This window comes from Streptomyces sp. NPDC018833, assembly GCF_044390825.1.
GTDB lineage: Bacteria > Actinomycetota > Actinomycetes > Streptomycetales > Streptomycetaceae > Streptomyces.
The window spans coordinates 273,108-292,009 of sequence record NZ_JBIRZM010000002.1 but is presented as its reverse complement, the minus strand read 5'-3'; the positions used below and the strand labels follow the sequence as shown (position 1 = coordinate 292,009).

General features: G+C 71.5%; 13 protein-coding genes. 5 read left to right on the top strand and 8 right to left on the bottom strand.

What is annotated here, in order from left to right; genetic code table 11:
- Positions 1 to 160 precede the first annotated feature (160 nt).
- Positions 161 to 1,282 (bottom strand): aminoglycoside phosphotransferase family protein, encoded by a 1,122-nt coding sequence (locus ACH5AF_RS05275; RefSeq protein ID WP_398900064.1) that lies wholly within the window; start codon positions 1,280 to 1,282, stop codon positions 161 to 163.
- A 239-nt stretch (positions 1,283 to 1,521) separates the two neighbouring features.
- Between ACH5AF_RS05275 and ACH5AF_RS05270 the strand changes: the two genes are divergently transcribed.
- The gene (locus tag ACH5AF_RS05270) at positions 1,522 to 3,015 is read left to right on the top strand and encodes a hypothetical protein (protein WP_398900062.1); all 1,494 of its coding nucleotides are present in this window, start codon (positions 1,522 to 1,524) and stop codon (positions 3,013 to 3,015) included.
- 203 nt (positions 3,016 to 3,218) lie between these two features.
- Here the strand turns inward: ACH5AF_RS05270 and ACH5AF_RS05265 are convergent, their stop codons facing one another.
- Positions 3,219 to 4,661: a PP2C family protein-serine/threonine phosphatase gene (locus tag ACH5AF_RS05265; protein WP_398900061.1), complete on the bottom strand. Its 1,443-nt coding sequence runs from the start codon at positions 4,659 to 4,661 to the stop codon at positions 3,219 to 3,221.
- Between the two features lie 845 nt (positions 4,662 to 5,506).
- Between ACH5AF_RS05265 and ligA the strand changes: the two genes are divergently transcribed.
- Together ligA and ACH5AF_RS05255 are read left to right on the top strand one after the other, a co-directional pair.
- A complete protein-coding gene (gene ligA / locus ACH5AF_RS05260) occupies positions 5,507 to 7,696 on the top strand; it encodes an NAD-dependent DNA ligase LigA (protein WP_398900060.1) in 2,190 nt (729 codons plus the stop codon).
- A gap of 389 nt (positions 7,697 to 8,085) precedes the next feature.
- The gene (locus ACH5AF_RS05255; protein WP_398900059.1) at positions 8,086 to 8,580 is read left to right on the top strand and encodes a GNAT family N-acetyltransferase; all 495 of its coding nucleotides are present in this window, start codon (positions 8,086 to 8,088) and stop codon (positions 8,578 to 8,580) included.
- A 32-nt stretch (positions 8,581 to 8,612) separates the two neighbouring features.
- Here ACH5AF_RS05255 and ACH5AF_RS05250 read toward each other — a convergent pair whose 3' ends face one another.
- Positions 8,613 to 9,338 (bottom strand): tyrosine-protein phosphatase, encoded by a 726-nt coding sequence (locus ACH5AF_RS05250; RefSeq protein WP_398900058.1) that lies wholly within the window; start codon positions 9,336 to 9,338, stop codon positions 8,613 to 8,615.
- A gap of 213 nt (positions 9,339 to 9,551) precedes the next feature.
- Here ACH5AF_RS05250 and ACH5AF_RS05245 point away from each other — a divergent pair, with 213 nt between their 5' ends.
- Positions 9,552 to 10,664: a methyltransferase domain-containing protein gene (locus ACH5AF_RS05245; RefSeq protein ID WP_398900057.1), complete on the top strand. Its 1,113-nt coding sequence runs from the start codon at positions 9,552 to 9,554 to the stop codon at positions 10,662 to 10,664.
- A 166-nt stretch (positions 10,665 to 10,830) separates the two neighbouring features.
- On the opposite strand, the gene ACH5AF_RS05240 is transcribed toward ACH5AF_RS05245, so the two are convergent.
- On the bottom strand, positions 10,831 to 13,530 hold the full coding sequence (locus ACH5AF_RS05240) for a SpoIIE family protein phosphatase (RefSeq protein WP_398900056.1): 2,700 nt from the start codon (positions 13,528 to 13,530) through the stop codon (positions 10,831 to 10,833).
- Between the two features lie 326 nt (positions 13,531 to 13,856).
- Positions 13,857 to 14,414 (bottom strand): TetR/AcrR family transcriptional regulator, encoded by a 558-nt coding sequence (locus tag ACH5AF_RS05235; protein WP_398900055.1) that lies wholly within the window; start codon positions 14,412 to 14,414, stop codon positions 13,857 to 13,859.
- Positions 14,415 to 14,536: 122 nt separating this feature from the next.
- On the opposite strand from ACH5AF_RS05235, the gene ACH5AF_RS05230 reads away from it, so the two are divergent.
- Positions 14,537 to 14,995 carry a nuclear transport factor 2 family protein gene (locus ACH5AF_RS05230; protein WP_398900053.1) on the top strand — a complete coding sequence of 153 codons (459 nt, stop codon included), beginning with the start codon at positions 14,537 to 14,539 and terminating at the stop codon, positions 14,993 to 14,995.
- A 171-nt stretch (positions 14,996 to 15,166) separates the two neighbouring features.
- Here ACH5AF_RS05230 and ACH5AF_RS05225 read toward each other — a convergent pair whose 3' ends face one another.
- The 3 genes from ACH5AF_RS05225 to ACH5AF_RS05215 all read right to left on the bottom strand — a co-directional run bounded on the left by ACH5AF_RS05225 (position 15,167) and on the right by ACH5AF_RS05215 (position 18,893).
- Positions 15,167 to 15,649 (bottom strand): hypothetical protein, encoded by a 483-nt coding sequence (locus ACH5AF_RS05225; RefSeq protein ID WP_398900052.1) that lies wholly within the window; start codon positions 15,647 to 15,649, stop codon positions 15,167 to 15,169.
- Positions 15,646 to 18,114 carry a molybdopterin oxidoreductase family protein gene (locus ACH5AF_RS05220; RefSeq protein ID WP_398900051.1) on the bottom strand — a complete coding sequence of 823 codons (2,469 nt, stop codon included), beginning with the start codon at positions 18,112 to 18,114 and terminating at the stop codon, positions 15,646 to 15,648. The genes ACH5AF_RS05225 and ACH5AF_RS05220 overlap by 4 nt, the downstream gene beginning before the upstream one ends.
- 107 nt (positions 18,115 to 18,221) lie before the next feature.
- Complete coding sequence (locus ACH5AF_RS05215; protein WP_398900050.1) at positions 18,222 to 18,893, bottom strand: phosphoribosyltransferase; 672 nt, start codon at positions 18,891 to 18,893, stop codon at positions 18,222 to 18,224.
- Between the last annotated feature and the right edge of the window lie 9 nt (positions 18,894 to 18,902).

Sequence of the window (18,902 nt, the reverse complement as noted above, 5' to 3'; positions counted from 1 at the left end):
TGGACCGTGCGCACGTACTCCTTCGCGAGCCGGTCCACGACCTGCTGCGGAAGCGAGCGGTCAGCGAACCGGTCAGCGCGGCGATCCCGACGGCCACGACAGCGCGCTGCGCCCGCGGTGTGTCGGCACCGGGCGCGCAGCGCGCTTCCCCCTCGTCCGGTCAGCGTGTGCCGACCGCCGCGCGCACCGCCCTGCGGGCCAGTGCGCAGTCGTCGTGCAGCCGCCGCAGCAGCAGTCGCTGCTCCTCCCCGACCGCGAGGCCCGACGCCGGTGCGTGCCCGCCGACGGCGGGAGGCGCCTCCCGCATCGTGCGCTGCACGGCGGTCTCGTACGTACGGATCTCGCGTGTCAGCACCAGCATCAGATTCACCAGGAACGCGTCCCGTGCCGCCGTCCCGTGCTGCTGGGCCAGCTGGCTGATGCGGCGGCGTTCCGCCGGGGCGTCCCCGAGCACGGCCCACAGCGTCGCCAGGTCGTACCCGGGCAGATACCAGCCCGCGTGCTCCCAGTCCACGAGGACGGGACCGGTGGGGGACAGGAGGATGTTCGACAACAGCGCGTCACCGTGACAGAACTGGCCCATGCCCTGTCGGCCGCCTGCCTGGGCGAGCCCGTGCAGCAGCTTCTGCAGATCGCCCAGGTCCCGGTCGGTGAACAGGCCCAGTTCGTGATAGCGCGAGATCCGAGAGCCGTAGTCGAGTGGTGCGTCGAACATCCCCGCGGGCGGCCGCCAGGAGTTGAGCCGAGCGACGGCGCCGAGCGCCGCGCGTACGTCCGCCCTCGGCGGCGCCTCGACCGGATGCCGGGCAAGTGCCGCGGGGCGCCCCGGCATCCGCTCGATCACCAGCGTGCAGTTCTCCGGGTCGGCGGCGATGAGCCGGGGCACCCGGACCGGCGGCCGGTGCCGCACGAACGCACGGTAGGAAGCTATTTCGTGCCGGAGCGACTCGGCCCAGGCGGGGGAGTGGTCCGTTAAGCACTTGGCGACCGCGGTGGTACGCCCCGTCGTTCCGACGATCAGCACGGAACGTCCGCTGCGGCGCAGCACCTGCACCGGATTGAACTCCGGGCAGATCCGGTGCACCGACGCGACAGCCTTGCGCAGCTGCGCGCCCTGGGGGCCGGACAAGTCGATTCTCCCGCTGAGGGGTTGGCCGACCACACCGGCCGGCCTGCGTGCCCGGCCGGTGTGAGCGGGGTCGAGATACGGTCCGGAGCCGGCCGGAACAGCCGAACGCTGCGGCCGGGACGGGGCGGACACGGAGGACGATGCTGTGTACATGGGAGATACAGATCCCTTCGTGCGCCGACAGGTTGCGTGCACTGCCCCGCCCCGGACGTACCGGAGGCAACACCCTGGGGAATGTGCCCCCGGCAGCCGGAGCGAGGTGGCGCGTTCCTACCTGACACCGGGCCGCGGGTGGCACACCATCTGGCGCACCCTGGCGAACCCTGGCGAATAGTCGCCAGCCCTATGGCGCGGGGCTACTGTCAACTCAGCCGAGAACCTGGGGGCTTGACGTGAGCGGAGAACCCAACACCCGCCTGAACGACCTGTTCGGCCTGGCCGGCTGGTCCAAGGGCGAACTCGCGAGACTCGTGAACCGGCAGGCGGCGGCCATGGGCCACCCCCAACTGGCGACCGACACCTCGCGCGTACGGCGCTGGATCGACATGGGCGAGTCCCCGCGCGATCCCGTGCCGAAGGTGCTGGCGGCCCTGTTCACCGAGCGACTCGGTCGTGTCGTGACCATCGAGGACCTCGGCTTCGCACGGAGTGGGCGAGCGGGGAAGCGGCGGGACGTCCAGGGAGTCGACAACCCTGACGGTCTGCCGTGGGCGCCCGACCGTACGGCTGCGGTCCTCACCGAATTCACGGGAATGGACCTCATGCTCAACCGACGCGGCCTGGTGGGCGCCGGCGCGGCAATCGCCGCGGGCTCAGCACTCAGCAGCGCCATGCACGACTGGCTCAATACCGACCCCGGCACATCCCACCACCCAGCCCTTGCCGCCGATCCCCTGCACGCCGACCCCGCTGGGTACGACCGCTATGAGGCCGCCCCCATCGGGTCGCAGGAGATCGATGCACTGGAGCGGTCCGTCGAAGTGTTCCGCGCCTGGGACGCCGCCCGCGGCGGCGGACTGCAGCGCAAGGCGGTCGTGGGCCAACTGAACGAGGTGGGCGGCATGCTCGCCTACCGCCACCCCGACCACCTCCAGCGTCGCCTGTGGGGCGTCGCCGCCAATCTCGCCGTCCTCGCGGGCTGGATGTCCCACGACATCGGCCTGGAGCCCACCGCCCAGAAGTACTTCGTCATCGCCGCGCACGCGGCGCGCGAGGGCGGCGACCGTCCCAGGGCCGGCGAAGCGCTGTCGAGAGCCGCCCGCCAGATGGTGCATCTGGGCCGGCCCGACGACGCCCTGGACCTGATGAACCTCGCCAAGACGGGATCCGGGGAGCAGACCCTGCCCCGTACCCGGGCGATGCTGCACACCATCGAAGCCTGGGCACAGGCATCCATGGGGCGCGGGCAGGCCATGCGCCGCACGCTCGGCGAGGCCGAGGAGCTGTTCGTCTCCGACAAGGGCGATGTGCCGCCACCGAGTTGGATGCAGATGTTCGACGAGGCGGACATGCACGGCATGCAGGCGCTCGCCTACCGCACGCTGGCCGAACACGATCCATCGGCGGCGAGCATCGCCCAGCGGCACGCCAAGCAGGCACTGCAGCTGCGCGAGGGCGGCCGTCAGCGCTCCAAGATCTTCGACTACATCTCGCTGGCATCGGCCTGCTTCATCGCCGACGATCCCGAACAGGCCGACCGCTACGCCAGGCTGGCACTGGTGTCGATGGGGGAGACCTCCTCGCACCGGACGTGGGACCGGCTGCGGGAGATGTACCGGCTCACCGGGCAGTACGCGGGTTACGCGAAGATCGAGGACCTTCGCGAGGAGATCCAACTGGCGCTGCCCACCGATCCGTCGGCGAAGCGCAGAAACACCCGGGTCTGACGGGCGGGTGTGACGCGCTCGACCACCGGTCAAGAGGCGGTCGACCGACGGTCACGACGCAACGCTCGACCACCGACCACCGACCACCGATCAACGGTCAGCCTGGCCGTCGCGGTCACGACGCAACGCTCGACCACCGGTCACGAGGCGGTCGCCCCCGGCGAGGGGCACTCGCACCACTGTCCACGGGGCCCACCCTCTGACTATGCGTTCACCTTCGCGACCAGCACACAGGCGTCGCCCTCGCGTTCGCCCTCACCCAATTCCTCCACCACGCCCCTGAGGCACTCCTGTGCGTCACGAGCCTCGGCGATCCGTGCTGCCAGCGCCGTCAGCCGGTCCGCCGGAGCCGCGGCGCCCCCTGGCGCCTCGCTCGTACGCGTCAGACCGTCGGTGTGCAGGACCAGCACATCACCCGGCCGCACGGTCAGTTCGCCCTGCTCGTACGACGCACCGCCGGTCGCTCCCAGCAGCGCGCCGTCGAGCGTGGACAGTGCGCGCCCCGTCCCTCCGCGGAACAGCAGCGGGGCGGGGTGTCCCGCCTGCGCCCAGGTCAGGACGCGGGTCGCCGGGACGTATCGGCAGCACACCGCGGTGCCGAGGGCGGGCTGCGGGGAGCTGTCCAGCAGCTGGTTCAGATGGGCCAGGAGCTGTCCCGGGCGGACACCCGCCACCGCCATGCCCCGCAGGGCGCCGAGCAGCATGGCCATCGACGATGTGGCTGCCACCCCGTGGCCCGTGAGATCGCCGACGCTCAACAGGGTGTCCCCGCCGGGCAGTTCCAGGGCGTCGTACCAGTCGCCGCCGACGAGGGCGCCGTGCGCCGAGGGAAGATAGTGGGCGGCGATGTCCAGCGATGTCGGGCTGCCGGTCGGGAAGCGGAGCGAACCGCACCAGGGCGGGAGCACGGCTTCCTGCATCTCGACGGCGAGCCGGCGCTCGGTCCGCTCGAAGTGCTGCCGCCGCTGGAGGGAGTCCCTGCTCTCGCGCACCGCCCGCTGGCTGCGCCTCAGTTCGCTGACGTCGCGGAGGACGGCCCACATGGAGGCCGTCGATCCGTCGGAGTCGAGGACGGGCCCGCCCATCATGTGCACGGTGCGCACGCGGCCGTCGGGCCGCACCGTGCGGAACTCGCCGTCGATGGGCCGTCCGTCGACCAGGCAGTCCGTCACCATCGCGGTGAGCAGGGACTGGTCCTCGGCGAACACGACAGAGGGCAGCTCGTCGAGGGACATCGGTCCGGCCTCGGGGTCGCGGCCGAGGATCCGGTACAACTCCTCGGACCAGCTCACCTCGTCGGTCAGCAGGTTCCACTCCGCGCTGCCGACCCGGCTGAGCAGCGATCCTTCACCCGCGGCGCTGTCCGCCCCGTATGTGGCGAGCTCGCTCGCGAAGGCGTCCGCGGTCTCGGGCGGGAGGCCCTCCCGGAGTTGGTCCAGGTGCGCGCCCAGGTCGTCCAGGTGGTGGACGGCCAGATCGTAGAGCGCCCGCTGCCATCGCCCCTGCGGGTCGTCGTCGGCCCCTGCCGTGTCCTGGCGCACCGCGTCCACGTCTCCGCGCAGCCTTCGGGTGCGGGTGATGAGGGCGTCGACGGCGCCACGCTCGGGCGGTTGGGCGGGACGGTCCGCGAACACATGGGACGGCATGTCGTACTCCGATACAGGCGCGGCCACGGGCCAGGACCGATACAGGGACCGGGTACGACTGTTGCACAGGCGGAGAAGTGCCGTAAGCCATTTGGCAACACTCGATCCGGTGGTGCCTTGGGCATATGCCGCAGGCCCTCCGGGCCTTCGCCCTCCTGTTCGGAAGTCCATGGTACGCGGCACCTGTGCAGGGCCTCGGCGCCCGTGACCGCAGTGATGAGTGTGGCGAAATCGGCCTCGTGGGGCGGTGGCATATGTCATCGCCGGACGTATGTCCGCGGACGGGAACACGAGTTCGCGGCCCGGCAGGGCAGTGGAACGGCTGTGAGCACCCGTTGAACTGAGGAGGCAGGGGACCCTCGTTGTAGGTGGTCGCTCCCGGCGGCCGGACCCGGAGTGACGCGCGTCACGTCCGTGGCTGTCACATGGTGCCGAGCCGTTCCGTCACAGGTGTGTAGGCATCGACGACGGCAGGCGGGCGCGTACCCGGCTGCCCAGCGGGGAACGCCAGTAAACGGCGTCGGCCGCCGGCGGCTCCTCGTAGTCGGTCCGGCGTGAGTCCGGCCGACGACGTGGTCGTCCGGCTCGCCGGCCGGGGCCCCTTCCCGCGGGCCTCGGCCCCCGCGTGCTGGTGAGCACGCACGATCGTGGAGTCCACCGAGACGGCCTCGGTTCATATCCTCGTCCGCATCGGCCCGGACCGTCAGTGCCATGAACACCGGCTCCCGCACGGTCGGGCCAACCGAGGGGCTCAGGCGCCGACTCGGGCACCCGGCCTCACCACCCGCAGGGCCCCCGACGCCGTCCCGGGGCCGTTGTCAGTGGTGGGCGGCAGTATGGGAGGCATGACGACATCACCTGCCGTTTCCGCTGCTCATGCCGCCGATGCCGCTCCCGTCGCGGCAATCGACGGCGCCGCTCCCGCCGCGCTCGTCGCCGACGCCGCGGCGTACGCCGCAGCGGTCGAGACCGCCGCCAAGTCCGCTGCCGCGTACTACGCGATGGGCGAAAGCGCACTCGACGACGACGCGTACGACCGCCTGGTGCGCGGCATCGCGGCGTGGGAGGCCGAGCACCCCGACGCGATCGCCGCCGATTCGCCGACCGGCAAGGTCGCGGGCGGAGCCGTCACCGGCGATGTGCCGCACACGGTCCCCATGCTGTCCCTGGACAACGTCTTCTCGGCCGAGCAGCTTCTCGCCTGGACCGCGTCGGTGGAGCGGCGGATCGGCAGGTCCGTCGACGTGTGGAGCGTCGAACCGAAGCTCGACGGGCTCGCCGTCGCGGCGCGGTACGAGCACGGCAGGCTCACCCGGCTCATCACCCGTGGGGACGGCAGTGCCGGTGAGGACGTCTCGCATGCGATCGGCACCGTCGTCGGTCTCCCGGACCGGCTCACCGAATCCGTGACGCTGGAGATCCGCGGCGAAGTCCTCATGAGCGACGACCAGTTCGAGCGGGCCAACACGGTCCGCACCGAGCACGGCGGAGCGCCCTTCGCCAATCCGCGCAACGGCGCCGCGGGCACCCTGCGTGCCAAGGACCGTGAGTACACCGTGGAGATGACCTTCTTCGGCTACGGGGCACTGCCGCTGCCCGCCACCGGCCCGGAGCAGGCGGAACGCCTGGCCGAGTGGCCGCACAGCCAGGTGATGGAATACGTGTCCGGGCTGGGCGTGCACACCGCCGCCGGCACCCCCGTCGCTCCCCGCACCCTGAAAACGGCCGAGGAGATCCAGGCCCGTGTCGAGGAGATCGCCGCGGCCCGTCCGGACCTGCCCTTCGGCATCGACGGCATCGTCATCAAGGCGGATCGCGCGGCCGACCAGGCCGCCGCCGGCTCCGGATCGCGGGCCCCGCGCTGGGCCATCGCCTACAAGCTGCCCGCGGTGGAGAAGGTGACCACCCTGCTCGCCGTCGAGTGGAACGTGGGGCGTACCGGCATCATCGCGCCCCGCGCCGTGCTCGAGCCCGTGGAGATCGACGGATCCACCGTCACATACGCGACCCTGCACAATCCCGCCGATATCACCCGGCGCGATCTGCGCCTGGGCGACCGGGTGATGGTCTACAAGGCGGGCGACATCATTCCGCGTATCGAGGCCCCTGTCGCCCATCTGCGCACGGGCGACGAGACGGCCATCGAGTTCCCCGAGGTCTGTCCGCAGTGCGGATCGCAGATCGACACCTCCGAGCAGCGCTGGCGGTGCGTGCGCGGCAGGAACTGCCGGGTCGTCGCCTCCGTCTCCTACGCCGCGGGGCGCGACCAGCTCGATATCGAGGGGCTCGGCACCACCCGCGTCGTCCAGCTCGTCGACGCCGGGCTCGTCACCGACTTCGCCGACCTCTTCTCCCTCACCCGCGACCAGTTGCTGGAGCTGGACCGCATGGGCGAGACCAGCACCGACAACCTGCTCGCGGCGATCGCGACGGCGAGGACCCGCCCCTTGTCGCGCGTGTTCTGCGCCCTCGGCGTGCGGGGTACGGGCCGCTCCATGTCCCGCCGTATCGCCCGCCACTTCGCGACGATGGAGCACATACGGGCCGCCGACGCCGAGGCCTTGCAGCAGGTGGACGGCATCGGCGTGGAGAAGGCGCGGACCGTGGTGGCCGAACTCGCCGAACTCGCCCCGCTCATCGACCGGCTCACTGCCGCGGGCCTCACCATGACCGAGCCCGGTGCCACCCCGCCCGCCGCGCACGGCGAAGCGGACGCAGAGGGCGGCGAGTACGACGAGGCGGTCGAGGGCGGCACGGGACAGGGCGGCGCGCGTCGAGCCGGGCCCCTGGACGGCATGACGGTCGTCGTCACCGGCGCCATGACCGGCCCCCTCGAGAAGCTGTCCCGCAACCAGATGAACGAACTCGTCGAGCGCGCCGGCGGCACCTCGTCCTCCGGCGTCTCCAAGCGCACCTCGCTCCTGGTCGCCGGTGCGGGTGCGGGCTCCAAGCGGGGCAAGGCCGAACAACTGGGCACCCGGATAGCCACGCCCGACGAGTTCGCGGCGATGGTCGCGGAGTTCCTCGATACGTGAGGGGACGCCGGTGGACCGCCACGGCGTTCGTTCCGTGGCGGTCCACCGGCGGGCGCCTGCCCTGGCCTTCGAACGCCTCACGCGCGAGGAAGGGCGAGCTGCGCCCCGGCCCGCAGCAGTGCGGGCAGTGCGGGCAGTGCGGCGAAACCGTTGTCCTCGCCGGCCCGTGCGGAACAGCGCATACCCTCTCCCCTTCGTCCTCGTCGCCGCTGCCCCAGAGGTCCCAGTGGATCGCTGCCCTCGGTTACTGGCGCGCCGCGTGACGGGCACAGGGCGTGACCGCAAAGTCTCGCCCCGCCGCGACACCCTGCACGCTCCCGCGCGGCCTCCCGGGACGGACCGGCTCCCCTTTGCGGTCACCCCGCCGTCACTTCTGTCATACTCGTAGCATGAGAGAGCCCCTTACGGTCGCCTTGCCCGGCGGCGGGCGGCGCGGGGTGAGGGTGCGAATCGCCCGGGCCGCGGCGCGTGACACCAGGCGGCTCACCCGCTTGGTGCGCAACTCCCGTGCCTACGAGGGGCATTACGCGGCCATGGTGGCCGGATACCGCGTTGGTCCTGACTACGTCGAGACCCACGAGGTGTATCTCGCGACGGGTGACGACGACCGGCTGCTCGGCTTCTACGCCCTCGTCCTGTCTCCGCCCGAGCTCGATCTCATGTTCGTCGCCGACAATGCCCAGGGGCTCGGCATCGGGCGGTGCCTCATAGCCCATATGAAGGACCGTGCCCGTGAGGCCGGCGTCGAGGCCGTCCGCGTGGTGTCCCATCCGCCCGCCGAGGGCTTCTACCTGAGTGTGGGTGCCCACAGGACGGGTACGGTGCAGGCCGCGCCGCCCGCGGTCCTGTGGGACCGGCCGGAGCTGCTGATCCCGGTGCGCTGAACCGCGGGCGCCGCCGTCGTTCCCGTACGGGATCATTCGAGGAGCCGCTCGCGCAGCTGTGCGATCACCTTCTCGTCGAGACCGACGTGTCCGGTCGCGTAGGCGTGCAGCGAGCCGTACGTCGCCGACAGATCCGCCAGGAACAGCCGGATGATGTCCTCGGGCGCCCGGCCGTATCCCGGCCACCGCGGCTCCCGCCCCGGATGTGCGGTCCGCCAGTCCGCGATCAGCCGCTCGGTGGCCAGCTCGGTGAGCGCGAAGTCCGCCGCGATGTCGTCGTCGCCGACGCCCAGCAGCCCGAGCAGTACGGCGGCGAGCAGCCCCGTGCGGTCCTTGCCCGAGGCGCAGTGGAAGACGAGCGGGCTCTCATTGGCGGCGATGATCTCCAGCGCCCGGCGCAGTTCGTCCGCTCCGTCGAGGGCGACCTCGGCGAACCGATCGGCGAGATGGCGCCAGGGGGCCACGTCGGGCGAGATCTCGGCCTGGTCGTACGGCCGGTGCTCCACGCTGAGGTGGTGATAGGCGGCGACCTCGTCGTGCGGGACGCGGCCCTTGGCCTCGATCTCCCACGAGTAGCGGAGATCGATCACGGTCCGTATGCCCAGGGCGCGGAAGCGCTCCCGGTCCGCCCCCGCCAGCTTGCCCAGCGAGTCGGAGCGGTAGAGCAGGCGCCACCTGACCGTCCGGCCGTCGGCGCCGCGATACCCGCCCATGTCACGGAAGTTGTGCAGTCGTTCGAAGATCACATGTCTGTCCACCGGCGCCACTCTATGAGGCACCGGGTCGGGGCGTCGGCGATCAACGGTGAAGAAGGAAGAATCCTCCCGTGAGGGCCACGGCGCAGGGCGCACAGGGGCGGGCGGGCCGTTCCCGCTTCGTCAAGGGCAGGCATCGCCGTCCAGGCGTAACGTGGCAAAGGTGGACCGGCCCTCGTCGGTGCGCGGCGTGGGCCCCGGTGGAAGGAAGCGGTCATGCCGAGCACCGAGACACAGCCCGCCACGGACCCGGCGAAGCAGGAGGCGTTCGCCGGTGAGGTGGTCGATGTCCTGAACAAGGGCGCCCTCGCGCTCCTGACCAGCGTCGGTCACCAGACGGGCCTCTTCGACACCCTGGCCGGGCTGCCCCCCTCGACCAGCGACGAGATCGCCAAGGCGGCGGGGCTCGACGAGCGCTATGTGCGCGAATGGCTCGGCGGCATGGTCGTCGGAGGCTTCGTCGCGTACGACCCCGCGGGCCGGACCTACCGGCTGCCGCCCGAGCACGCGGCCTCGCTCACCCGCGCGGCCGGAACGGACAACCTCGCGGCGCTCATGCCCTACATCGCCCTCATGGGCGAGGTCGAACAGCAGGTCGTGCGCTCCTTCCGCGAGGGCGGCGGCGTCCCTTACTCGGCCTATCCACGCTTCCAGGCGCTGCAGGCCGAGGAGACCGCCCGCGTGTACGACCAAGCCCTCGTCGACGTCATCATCCCGCTCGTGCCCGGGCTCACCGACCGGCTGCGCTCCGGCATCGACGCCCTCGACGTGGGGACGGGGGAGGGGCACGCGCCCGTCGTGCTGGCGCAGGCGTACCCCGCGAGCAGGTTCTACGGCATTGACCGGTCCGAGGCGGGCATCGCGGCCGGCCGCGCGGAGGCCACCGGGCTCGGCCTGGACAACGTGGAGTTCATCCTCGGCGACTCGACGGAGATCTCCGGCCGGTACGACCTGATCACCGCCTTCGACGTGATCCACGACTTGGCGCAGCCCGCCCGCACCCTGGCCGTGATCGCGAAGTCGCTGCGGGAGGGCGGCACCTTCCTCATGGGCGACATCGCCGCCTCCAGCAGGCTGGAGAAGAACATCGGCCATCCCTTCGGACCCGCGCTCTTCGGCTTCTCCGTCTTCTACTGCATGACGACCTCGCTCAGCACCGGCGGCGCGGGCCTGGGCACCGTCTGGGGCCAGGAAACCGCCGAGCGCATGCTGTCGGAGGCGGGCTTCCGGTCGGTGGACGTGCGCTCCATCGACGGCGACCCGCTGAACGTCTACTACGTCGCCACGACGAGCCGAACAGGGGCTGGGCCCGGCGCGCAACGGCCCTGAACGCCGGTCCCGTTGGTCAGCGAGACCGGTGGCGGAGCGGACGGGCGAGCCGGGACCAACCGTGTCGCAGCAGCCCGGGGTGATCCCAACCAGGGTGAACAAGCCGGGCGCAGGCGGCAGTTCGATGCGGGCGGAGAGCGCACCGAGCCCCGGGCAGGGGTGTTCGTCAGTCGCCGTAGACGAGGGCCGGCACGCCGGGTGACAGCGGCTGCTCCGTCCAGATCACCTTGCCGTCCGCTGTGTACCGCGTACCCCAGCGGTCCGCGAACTGGGCCACGAGGAACAGCCCCCGACCCCCCTCATCCGTGATCGCCGCCTGCCGCAGATGGGGTGAGGTGCTGCTGCGGTCCGACACCTCGCAGATGAGGCTGCGGTCGCGGATCAGCCGTACCTGGATGGGCCCGTCGGCGTAGCGGATCGCATTGGTCACCAGCTCACTGAGGATCAGTTCCGTGGTGAACGCCTCCTCGCCCACGTCCCACTCGGAGAGCTTCCGCGTCACCGCGGCCCGAACCCTCCGCACGGCGGCCGGATCGGGCGGCACGTCCCACTCGGCGACCTGGTCCGACGTCATGACGCGGGTGCGTCCCACGAGTAGGGCGATGTCGTCGCGCGGGTGCTCCGGCAGCAGCGCCGCGAGGACGGCCTCGCAGGTCTCGTCGGGCGTGCGGCCGCCGTTGTGCTCCAGAGTGTGGCGCAGCAACTCCAGGCCCTGGTCGATCTCCCGCTCACGGTCCTCGATGAGCCCGTCGGTGTAAAGGACCAGCCGGCTGCCGGCGGCCAGCCGCAGTTCCAGCGTCTCGAACGGCATGCCGCCGAGCCCCAGCGGAGGACCGCCCGGCACAGCGGCGAACTCGGCCGTTCCGTCCGGGTGGACGATCGCGGGCTGGAGATGACCGGCCCGCGCGATGCTGCAGTTCCCGGAGACCGGATCGTAGATCGCGTAGATGCAGGTGGCACCGGTGACCGAGCCGTCCACGCGGTCGTCCGCCTCGTCCTGGTCGATACGGGCCACCAGTTCGTCGAGATGCCACAGCAGTTCGTCCGGCGGCAGGTCCAGGCTGGAGAAGTTGTGCACGGCGGTGCGCAGCCGTCCCATGGTCGCCGCGGCGTGCAGTCCGTGCCCGACCACGTCCCCGACGACCAGCGCCACGCGCGCCCCCGGCAGCGGAATGATGTCGAACCAGTCGCCACCCACGCCGCCGAGGCCACCCAGCCCGGCCTGCGCCGGGCGGTAGCGGTACGCCACGTCCAGCGCGGTCTGTTCGGGCAGGACCCGGGGCAGCAGGCTGCGCTGAAGCGTCACGGCCATCGTGTGTTCGCGGGAATAGCGCCGGGCGTTGTCGACACTCACCGCGGCACGCGCCACCAGTTCCTCCGCCATCGAGAGGTCCTCGTCCTCGAACGGCTCCGGCGTCCGGGCCCGCCAGAACATGGCGACGCCCAGCACCACGCCCCTCGCCCGCAGCGGCACCGCGATCATCGAGTGCATCCCGTACTCGACCAGTTTCGGCGCGCGCACCGCGTCCTGCTCCTGCCAGCCGGAGAACGTGCTCAGATCCGCCTCCAGGACCGCCTCGCCCTTGCCGAGGCCCGAACCGAGCGGCGTCGTGCGCAGGAAGCGGATCGCGTGGCCGAGCGGGTACAGCGCCGTGTCGTCGGGGCCGCTGGACGCCGTCCGCCGCATGTCGACGTCCACGCCGGTGGCCGTCGGCTCCTCGCCGCGCAGCACGGCCTCCGCCAGGTCGACGGTCGCGAAGTCGGCGAACCGGGCGGCGGCGAACTCGCACAACTCCTCGCAGGTGCGCACCACGTCGAGCGTGGTGCCGATCTCCGTGCCGGCGTCGTACAGCAGCTTCAGCCTGCCCCGCGCCACATCGACCCGGCCGGTGAGCGCCCGAAGCTCCGTGGTGTCCCGGAACGTCGCGACCGTGCCGGGCGGCCCGCCCGCCTGGTCCGTCGTCCGCTGGTTGACGGCGAGCAGCCGGTCGCCGACCGGGATGATCTCGTCGGTGGCGATGCGGCCGGTGGACAGCAGGCGTGCGGTGTGCGAATCGAGTCCGAGCTCGTCGACCGGGGCACCGTCCACATCGGGCGGCAGGTCCAGCAGCCTGCGCGCCTCGTCGTTGGCGAGCAGCAGCCGGCCGTCTCCGCCGACGATGACGACGCCCTCGCGGACCGCGTGCAGGACGGCGTCGTGATGTTCGTACATCCGAGTCATCTCGGCCGGCCCCAGGCCGTGGGTCTGGCGGCGCAGCCTGCGGGTGACCAGAGCGGTGCCGCCGGTCGTCAGCAGCAGGACCCCGGCCGCGGAGCCGAACAGCAGGGGGAACTGGTCCTCCACGACGCCGCTGACGTTTTCGATGGTGATACCCGCGGACACCAGACCGACGATCCTGCCGTCGCTCGCCCTGACCGGGACGACGGCCTGGACGAGGGGCCCGATCGTCCCGATGATCTTCTCGGTGACGATACGGCCTCCCAGCGCGGGCGCGTAGTTGCCGACGAACTTCTTGCCGATGCGGTCGGTGAAAGGGTGGGTGTAGCGGATGCCGTCGGTGTTGAGGACGACGATGAAGTCGACCCCGGAGCGCTCGCGGGCATCTTCGGCGCGTGGCTGGAGCACGGCGGTGGGATTCGGGCCGGTGATGGCCTCGGCGGTGCCGGGCGCGTTCGCGAAGGTCTCGGCCACGGCGACCGACCGGTTGCGGGCCTCGCGTTCACTGTCGGTGCGGGACTGGAGCACGAGCGCCGCCATGGCCGCGGCGACGAGCAACACCACGATCGCCACCTGCAGGAGAAAGACCTGACCTGCGACAGTTCTCATCCGCAGAACCGAGCGCGGGCGGCCGTAGCGTCCGGCCATATGCTCTTTCTACACCTCCCGCATAAGCTGGGCGAACCGCGCAGGGCGGACCGAGGCCCCCGCGTTCACGTGCCTCGGCCGCGGGTTGCTCAAGCATGCCAACCAGGCCGGTGTTGACCAAGGTCTTCGCACAACTCGGTCTCCACGGGCCCTGTCAGGGCCTGTTGGGGCGGGTGGCATGGGTGGTTGTGTCACAATACGGCCGTTCCTCGGCAGCCCAACCGGCCCCTGCCGATGCAGCCGACTTCAGTCGACCCCGGCGGACTTCAGTCGACCCCGGCGGACTTCAGTCGACCCCGGCGGACTTCAGTCGACCCCGGCCGACTTCAGCCGGCCTCGGCGGCGACGAGGCGGGCCGCGGCCTGCCGGGCGTGCAGTGCGGCGCGGGGGTCGCCGAGGATCCCGGCAGTCGCCATCGCGCCCTCGGCGAGCAGCCGCAGGTGTTCCGCGGTGTCGGCGGACAGGCCCGCGTCGCTGACCAGCTCCGCCAGATAGTCCTTGAACGCCTGCTTGTGCGCCCTGGCACGGTTGGCGACCGCGGGCGAGGTCGCGCCGAGTTCCCCGTAGCCGTTGATCCACGCGCAACCGCGGAAACCGGGCTCGCGGAACCACGCGTACAGCCAGTCGAAGACCGCCAGCAGCCGCTCCGCGGGATCCGCGGAGCGCTCGACTTGGTCGGCGAGGCTTCGGCGCCAGCGGAGGTCGCGCCGCTCCAGGTAGGCGTCGACGAGCTGCTCCTTGTTGGGGAAGAGCTGGTACAGGCGCTTGAGGGAGACCCCGGACGCGGTGCGGATCGCGTCCATGCCGACCGCCTGGATGCCCCGCGAGTAGAACAGCTCCTCGGCCGCGTCCAGTGCGCGCTGCCTGGCGGTCGCGCTGTCCATGCCGACTACCCCTCCTTGACGCGAGAACCATCGTTCTCTATGTTAGCAGCCCCGAGGAGAACGTTGGTTCTCCTCGGGGGGCGCCTCGGTCGCGGGGCGCCGTGCACCCCGATGGAGGAGTCATGACCGCTCGCCCGCCGCTGCCGCCGTACACCGCCGAGACCGCGGCCGTGAAGGTCCAGGCGGCCGAGGACGCCTGGAACACCCGCGACCCGCACCGGGTCTCGCTCGCGTACACGCACGACTCTCTCTGGCGCAACCGGGACGTCTTCGTCACCGGCCGCGAGGCGATCGTGGAATTCCTGACGAGGAAGTGGGAACGCGAGAGGGACTACGCGCTGCGCAAGGAACTGTGGGCGTGCGACGGCAACCGGATCGCCGTCCGCTTCCAGTACGAGAGCCGCGACGCCGACGGCCGGTGGTGGCGTTCCTATGGCAACGAACTCTGGGAGTTCGACGCGGCGGGTCTGATGGCGCGCAGGGAGGCGAGCATCAACGACGTCGCCATCACCGAGGAGGAACGGCGCATCTTCGGCCCCCGGCCCACCGCCGAGCACGGTGTGCCCTTCCCCCTCTCCTAGTGCCGCGACGAAGTCAGCCTTGTCGAGGAGCGTCGTCCGGAGCTGGAGGGCGCCTCCCGTGCCCCGCAGGGCTACGGGGCGGGGGGCACCTCCCACGCCGGACGCCGCGGGGCGCCGGGCGGCGTGACAGGGCAGAGCCTGCCGGAGAGGCACCGGAGTCGCGCCAGGGCCCTATGTCAAGAGGATCTGCGGGCTCGCCTCCTTCAGCTTCGCCCTCGCCCAGCGCACCTGGCGCAGCGTGTCGGGACGGCAGGCGGCGGCCAGCCGCAGCAGGTCCTGGTCGTCGAGCGCCTGCGCGCCCTGCGCCAGCATCTCCCAGTCGGTCAGCACCCCCGTCGCGTCCGTGCACACCTTCCGCAGATCGCGCAGCAGCATCAGCTCCGCCTGCCCGTGACGGCCCGCGAGCTCGCTCGCCCGCTCCCGCATCTTCGCCACAGCCGAGATGTCGCCCTTCGCGACAGCATCGAGGTCGGCGCCGTACGCCGGTCCCGCCTCGGCCAGCGCCCGTACGTGCCGCTGCGACCAGCTCGCCAGGTCACGGGCCAGGTGATACACCTCGTGGTCTGCGCGATGGCGCTCGGACACCACCATCAGATGGTGCGCCAGGGCATTCTCGCCGTGGTGCAGATCGCGCAGCAGCAGACCGATCCTCATGGTGTGCCTCCCTCGTCGCCCGCCGGTGGGCCGGCTTCCTCCACCTGGGCCGCGGGGCCGCCGCGCGTCGGCGCGATGCCGCCGGTCACGGGAGCGGAGGCGGTGTTCGTCGGAACTGTCTGCGCACCGCTGCCCGCGCCGATGCGCCGGATACGGGCGGCGGCCGTCTTGAACAGCGGCTGTTTGGACGCCGGATCCCAGTCGGTGAGGGTCAGTTCGTTCGCCGCCCTCGGCGGCCGGCCCGCACCGCGCCCGTCACCGTCGTCCCAGTAGCCGTAGTGGAACGGCAGGAAGAGCACGCCCTCCCTGATCGCCGTGATCCGCGCCCGGGCCCGCACGCTGCCGCGCGGGGTCGTCGCCTCGACCAGATCGCCCTCCGCGATGCCGGCGGCCTCGGCGTCCCGCCGCGAGAGCTCGATCCACATCTGCGGTGCGGCCGCCTGAAGTTGCGGTGTGCGGGCCGTCTTGGTGCGGGTGTGGAATTGGTACAGCGTCCGGCCCGTGGTCAGCAGATACGGATACTCGGCCGACGTCTGCTCGTGCGGCGGTACGTACTCCGCCGCCTTGACCATGGCCTTCCCCGACGGATTGAGGGCGCGGTACTCGGATTCCTCCAGCGGCGCCCCCGTGACGAGATCCCGGCCGTAGCTCTCGCAGGACGCCGGGTGGCCGAAGAACCGGCCGTCGGCGAAGAGCCGTTCGGTGCCGTCGGGGTGCTCGTCCTCGCACGGCCACTGGATGCCGCCGTGCTCGCGCAGCCGGTCGTAGGTGATGCCCGTGTAGTCGCATGGCCGCCCCCGGCTGCACTCCTGCCACGCCGCGAACGCCGACTCGGGATCATGCCACGTCACCAGCGGGCCGCCGTCCTTGTCCCGAAGGTCCAGGCGTGCGGCGAAGTCGAGGAAGATGTCCAGGTCGGACCGTGCGTCCCCGGGTGGATCGACCGCCTTGTCGGACAGATGGACGGTGCGGTCGGCATTGGTGAACGTGCCCGTCTTCTCACCCCACGCGGCGGCCGGCAGGACGACGTCCGCCAGCTGGGCCGTCTCCGTCGGGAAGATGTCCTGCACCACGAGGAACAGCCGCTTCTGCCCCAGCACCCCCCGGATGCGGTGCAGTTCGGGCAGGGACACCGCCGGGTTGGTGCCGGACACCCACAGCATGCGGATCGAGCCGTTCTCCGCGTAACGCATCATCTGCATGGCATGCGTGGGCGGGCCGTAGTGCGGGATGCGTTCCGGCGCGACGTTCCAGACCCGGGCCAGGTCGGCGACATGCTCGTCGTTGCTCCAGTTGCGAAAGGCGGGCAGGTCGCCGTCCGCGCCGCACTCGCGTGTGTTCTGCGCCGTCGGCTGCCCGTTCATCTGGAGCACACCGCAGCCGGGCCGCCCCAGCATGCCGCGGATCAGATGCAGATTGTTGACCTGGACCGCGGCGGCCGTCGCCTGATGCGACTGGTAGAACCCCTGCAGAACCGTCGACAGCAACCGCTCGGCAGCGCCCAGCAGTTGGGCGGCCCGCCGGATGTCGTCGGCCGGAACCCCGCAGATCTCGGCCGCCCGCTCGGGCGGATACTCAACGACGCACCTCTCCAGGTCCTCGAAGCCGACGACGTGCGCGTCGATGAAGTCGCGGTCGATACGGCCCGTCCGCACGATCACATGCAGCAGTGCGTTCATCAGGGCGACATTCGTGCCCGGCCTCGGCGCCAGATGGACGGTCGCCGCCCGCGCCACTGGAGTGGGCCGCGGGTCGACGCAGATCACCGCGGGCGGCTGCGGCCCCGCCAGCCGGTCGAGCACCCTGCTCCACAGGACGGCCTGGCTCTCGGCCATGTTGTGCCCGAACAGGGCGATCACATCGGCGTGGTCGATGTCCGTGTACGAGCCCGGCTGACCGTCGCAGCCGAAGGATGCCTTCAGGGCCTCGGCGGCGCTCGCCGTGCACAGCCGGGTGTTGCCGTCGAGGTGGTTGGTGCCGATCCCGCCGCGCGCGATCAGGGAGAGCGTGTAGTACTCCTCGAGCAGGAGCTGCCCGCTGGTGTAGAACCCGATGGCCGACGCGCCCTGTTCGTCCAGGAGCCGGCGGGTCCGCGCGACGACGCGCGACATCGCCGTGTCCCAGTCGCTCTCCACCAGCTCGCCGCCCTCCCGCACCAGCGGGCGGGTCAGCCGCTCCGGCGAGGCGTTCGCCTGCCAGGCGAACAGGTCCTTGGGATCGAGCCTTCCGTGGTTGACGCGGTCGTCGGGCCGTCCCCGGACGCCCACGATCCCGCCGTCCTTGACGGCGAGATACAACCCGTCGCCGTTGGAATGCAGCACAGCCGCGCTGGGTACCCAGCGCTCCACGTCGTCGGCGCCGACACCGTCGGCGAGATGAGAATCGACCCGCACCGGCCACGTCTCTCCACGGCCGTAGGGCGTGCGGGTGCCCCAGGGCTCGGCGATGCGGTCCGTACGCTTCATGCGGGCCTCCTCGGGCTCACGTCACCGGAAAACATCCGTCCGTCTCCGCCCGCCGCGCCCGTCGGGCCGGGCGGGCGGGCGCGTCACCGCCTCGGCGCGTGAGCGGGTCATCGTGCGGAAGCCTGCGGCCCGGCGGACGTCGCGGCGCGCAGGATGCCGACCACTTCGTCGTCGCGGACCGGGCCGAAGTCCTCGTACCACTGGCCCACCGAATGGAACGCCTCCGGCGTGTGCAGGCACACGAGGTCGTCGACCTCTGCCCTGAGCACGGCTGCCGACTCCTTCGAGCACACCGGCACGGCGAGCACGATCTCCGCCGGGTCCATGTCCCGCACCACGTGCACCGCCGCCCGTGCGGTGACGCCCGTGGCCAGGCCGTCGTCGACAACGACGGCCGTGCGCTCGTGCAGGGCGGGAGCGGGACGCCGGCCCCGGTAGAGGTCCTCGCACCGGTGGAGCTCGGTGCGCTCCGCCGCGACCTGCGCGCCGAGGCGGTCGGCGGTCAGATCGAGCATGGCCATGGTCCGCGCGTCGTACAGCGGAGGATCCTCCCCGGCCAGCGCGCCGACCCCGAGCTCCGGGTTGAACGGGGCACCGATCTTGCGGGCCACGACGACGTCCAGCGGCGCGCCCAGCGCCCGGGCGATCTCGTCCGCCACCGGCACGCCGCCACGCGGCAGAGCCAGCACGTAAGGGGCGCGCAGTCGCTCCTCACGCAGCCTCTCGACAAGCAGCGCCGCCAGCTCCCGTCCGGCCGCCCTGCGGTCACGGAAACGCATGACTGTGCC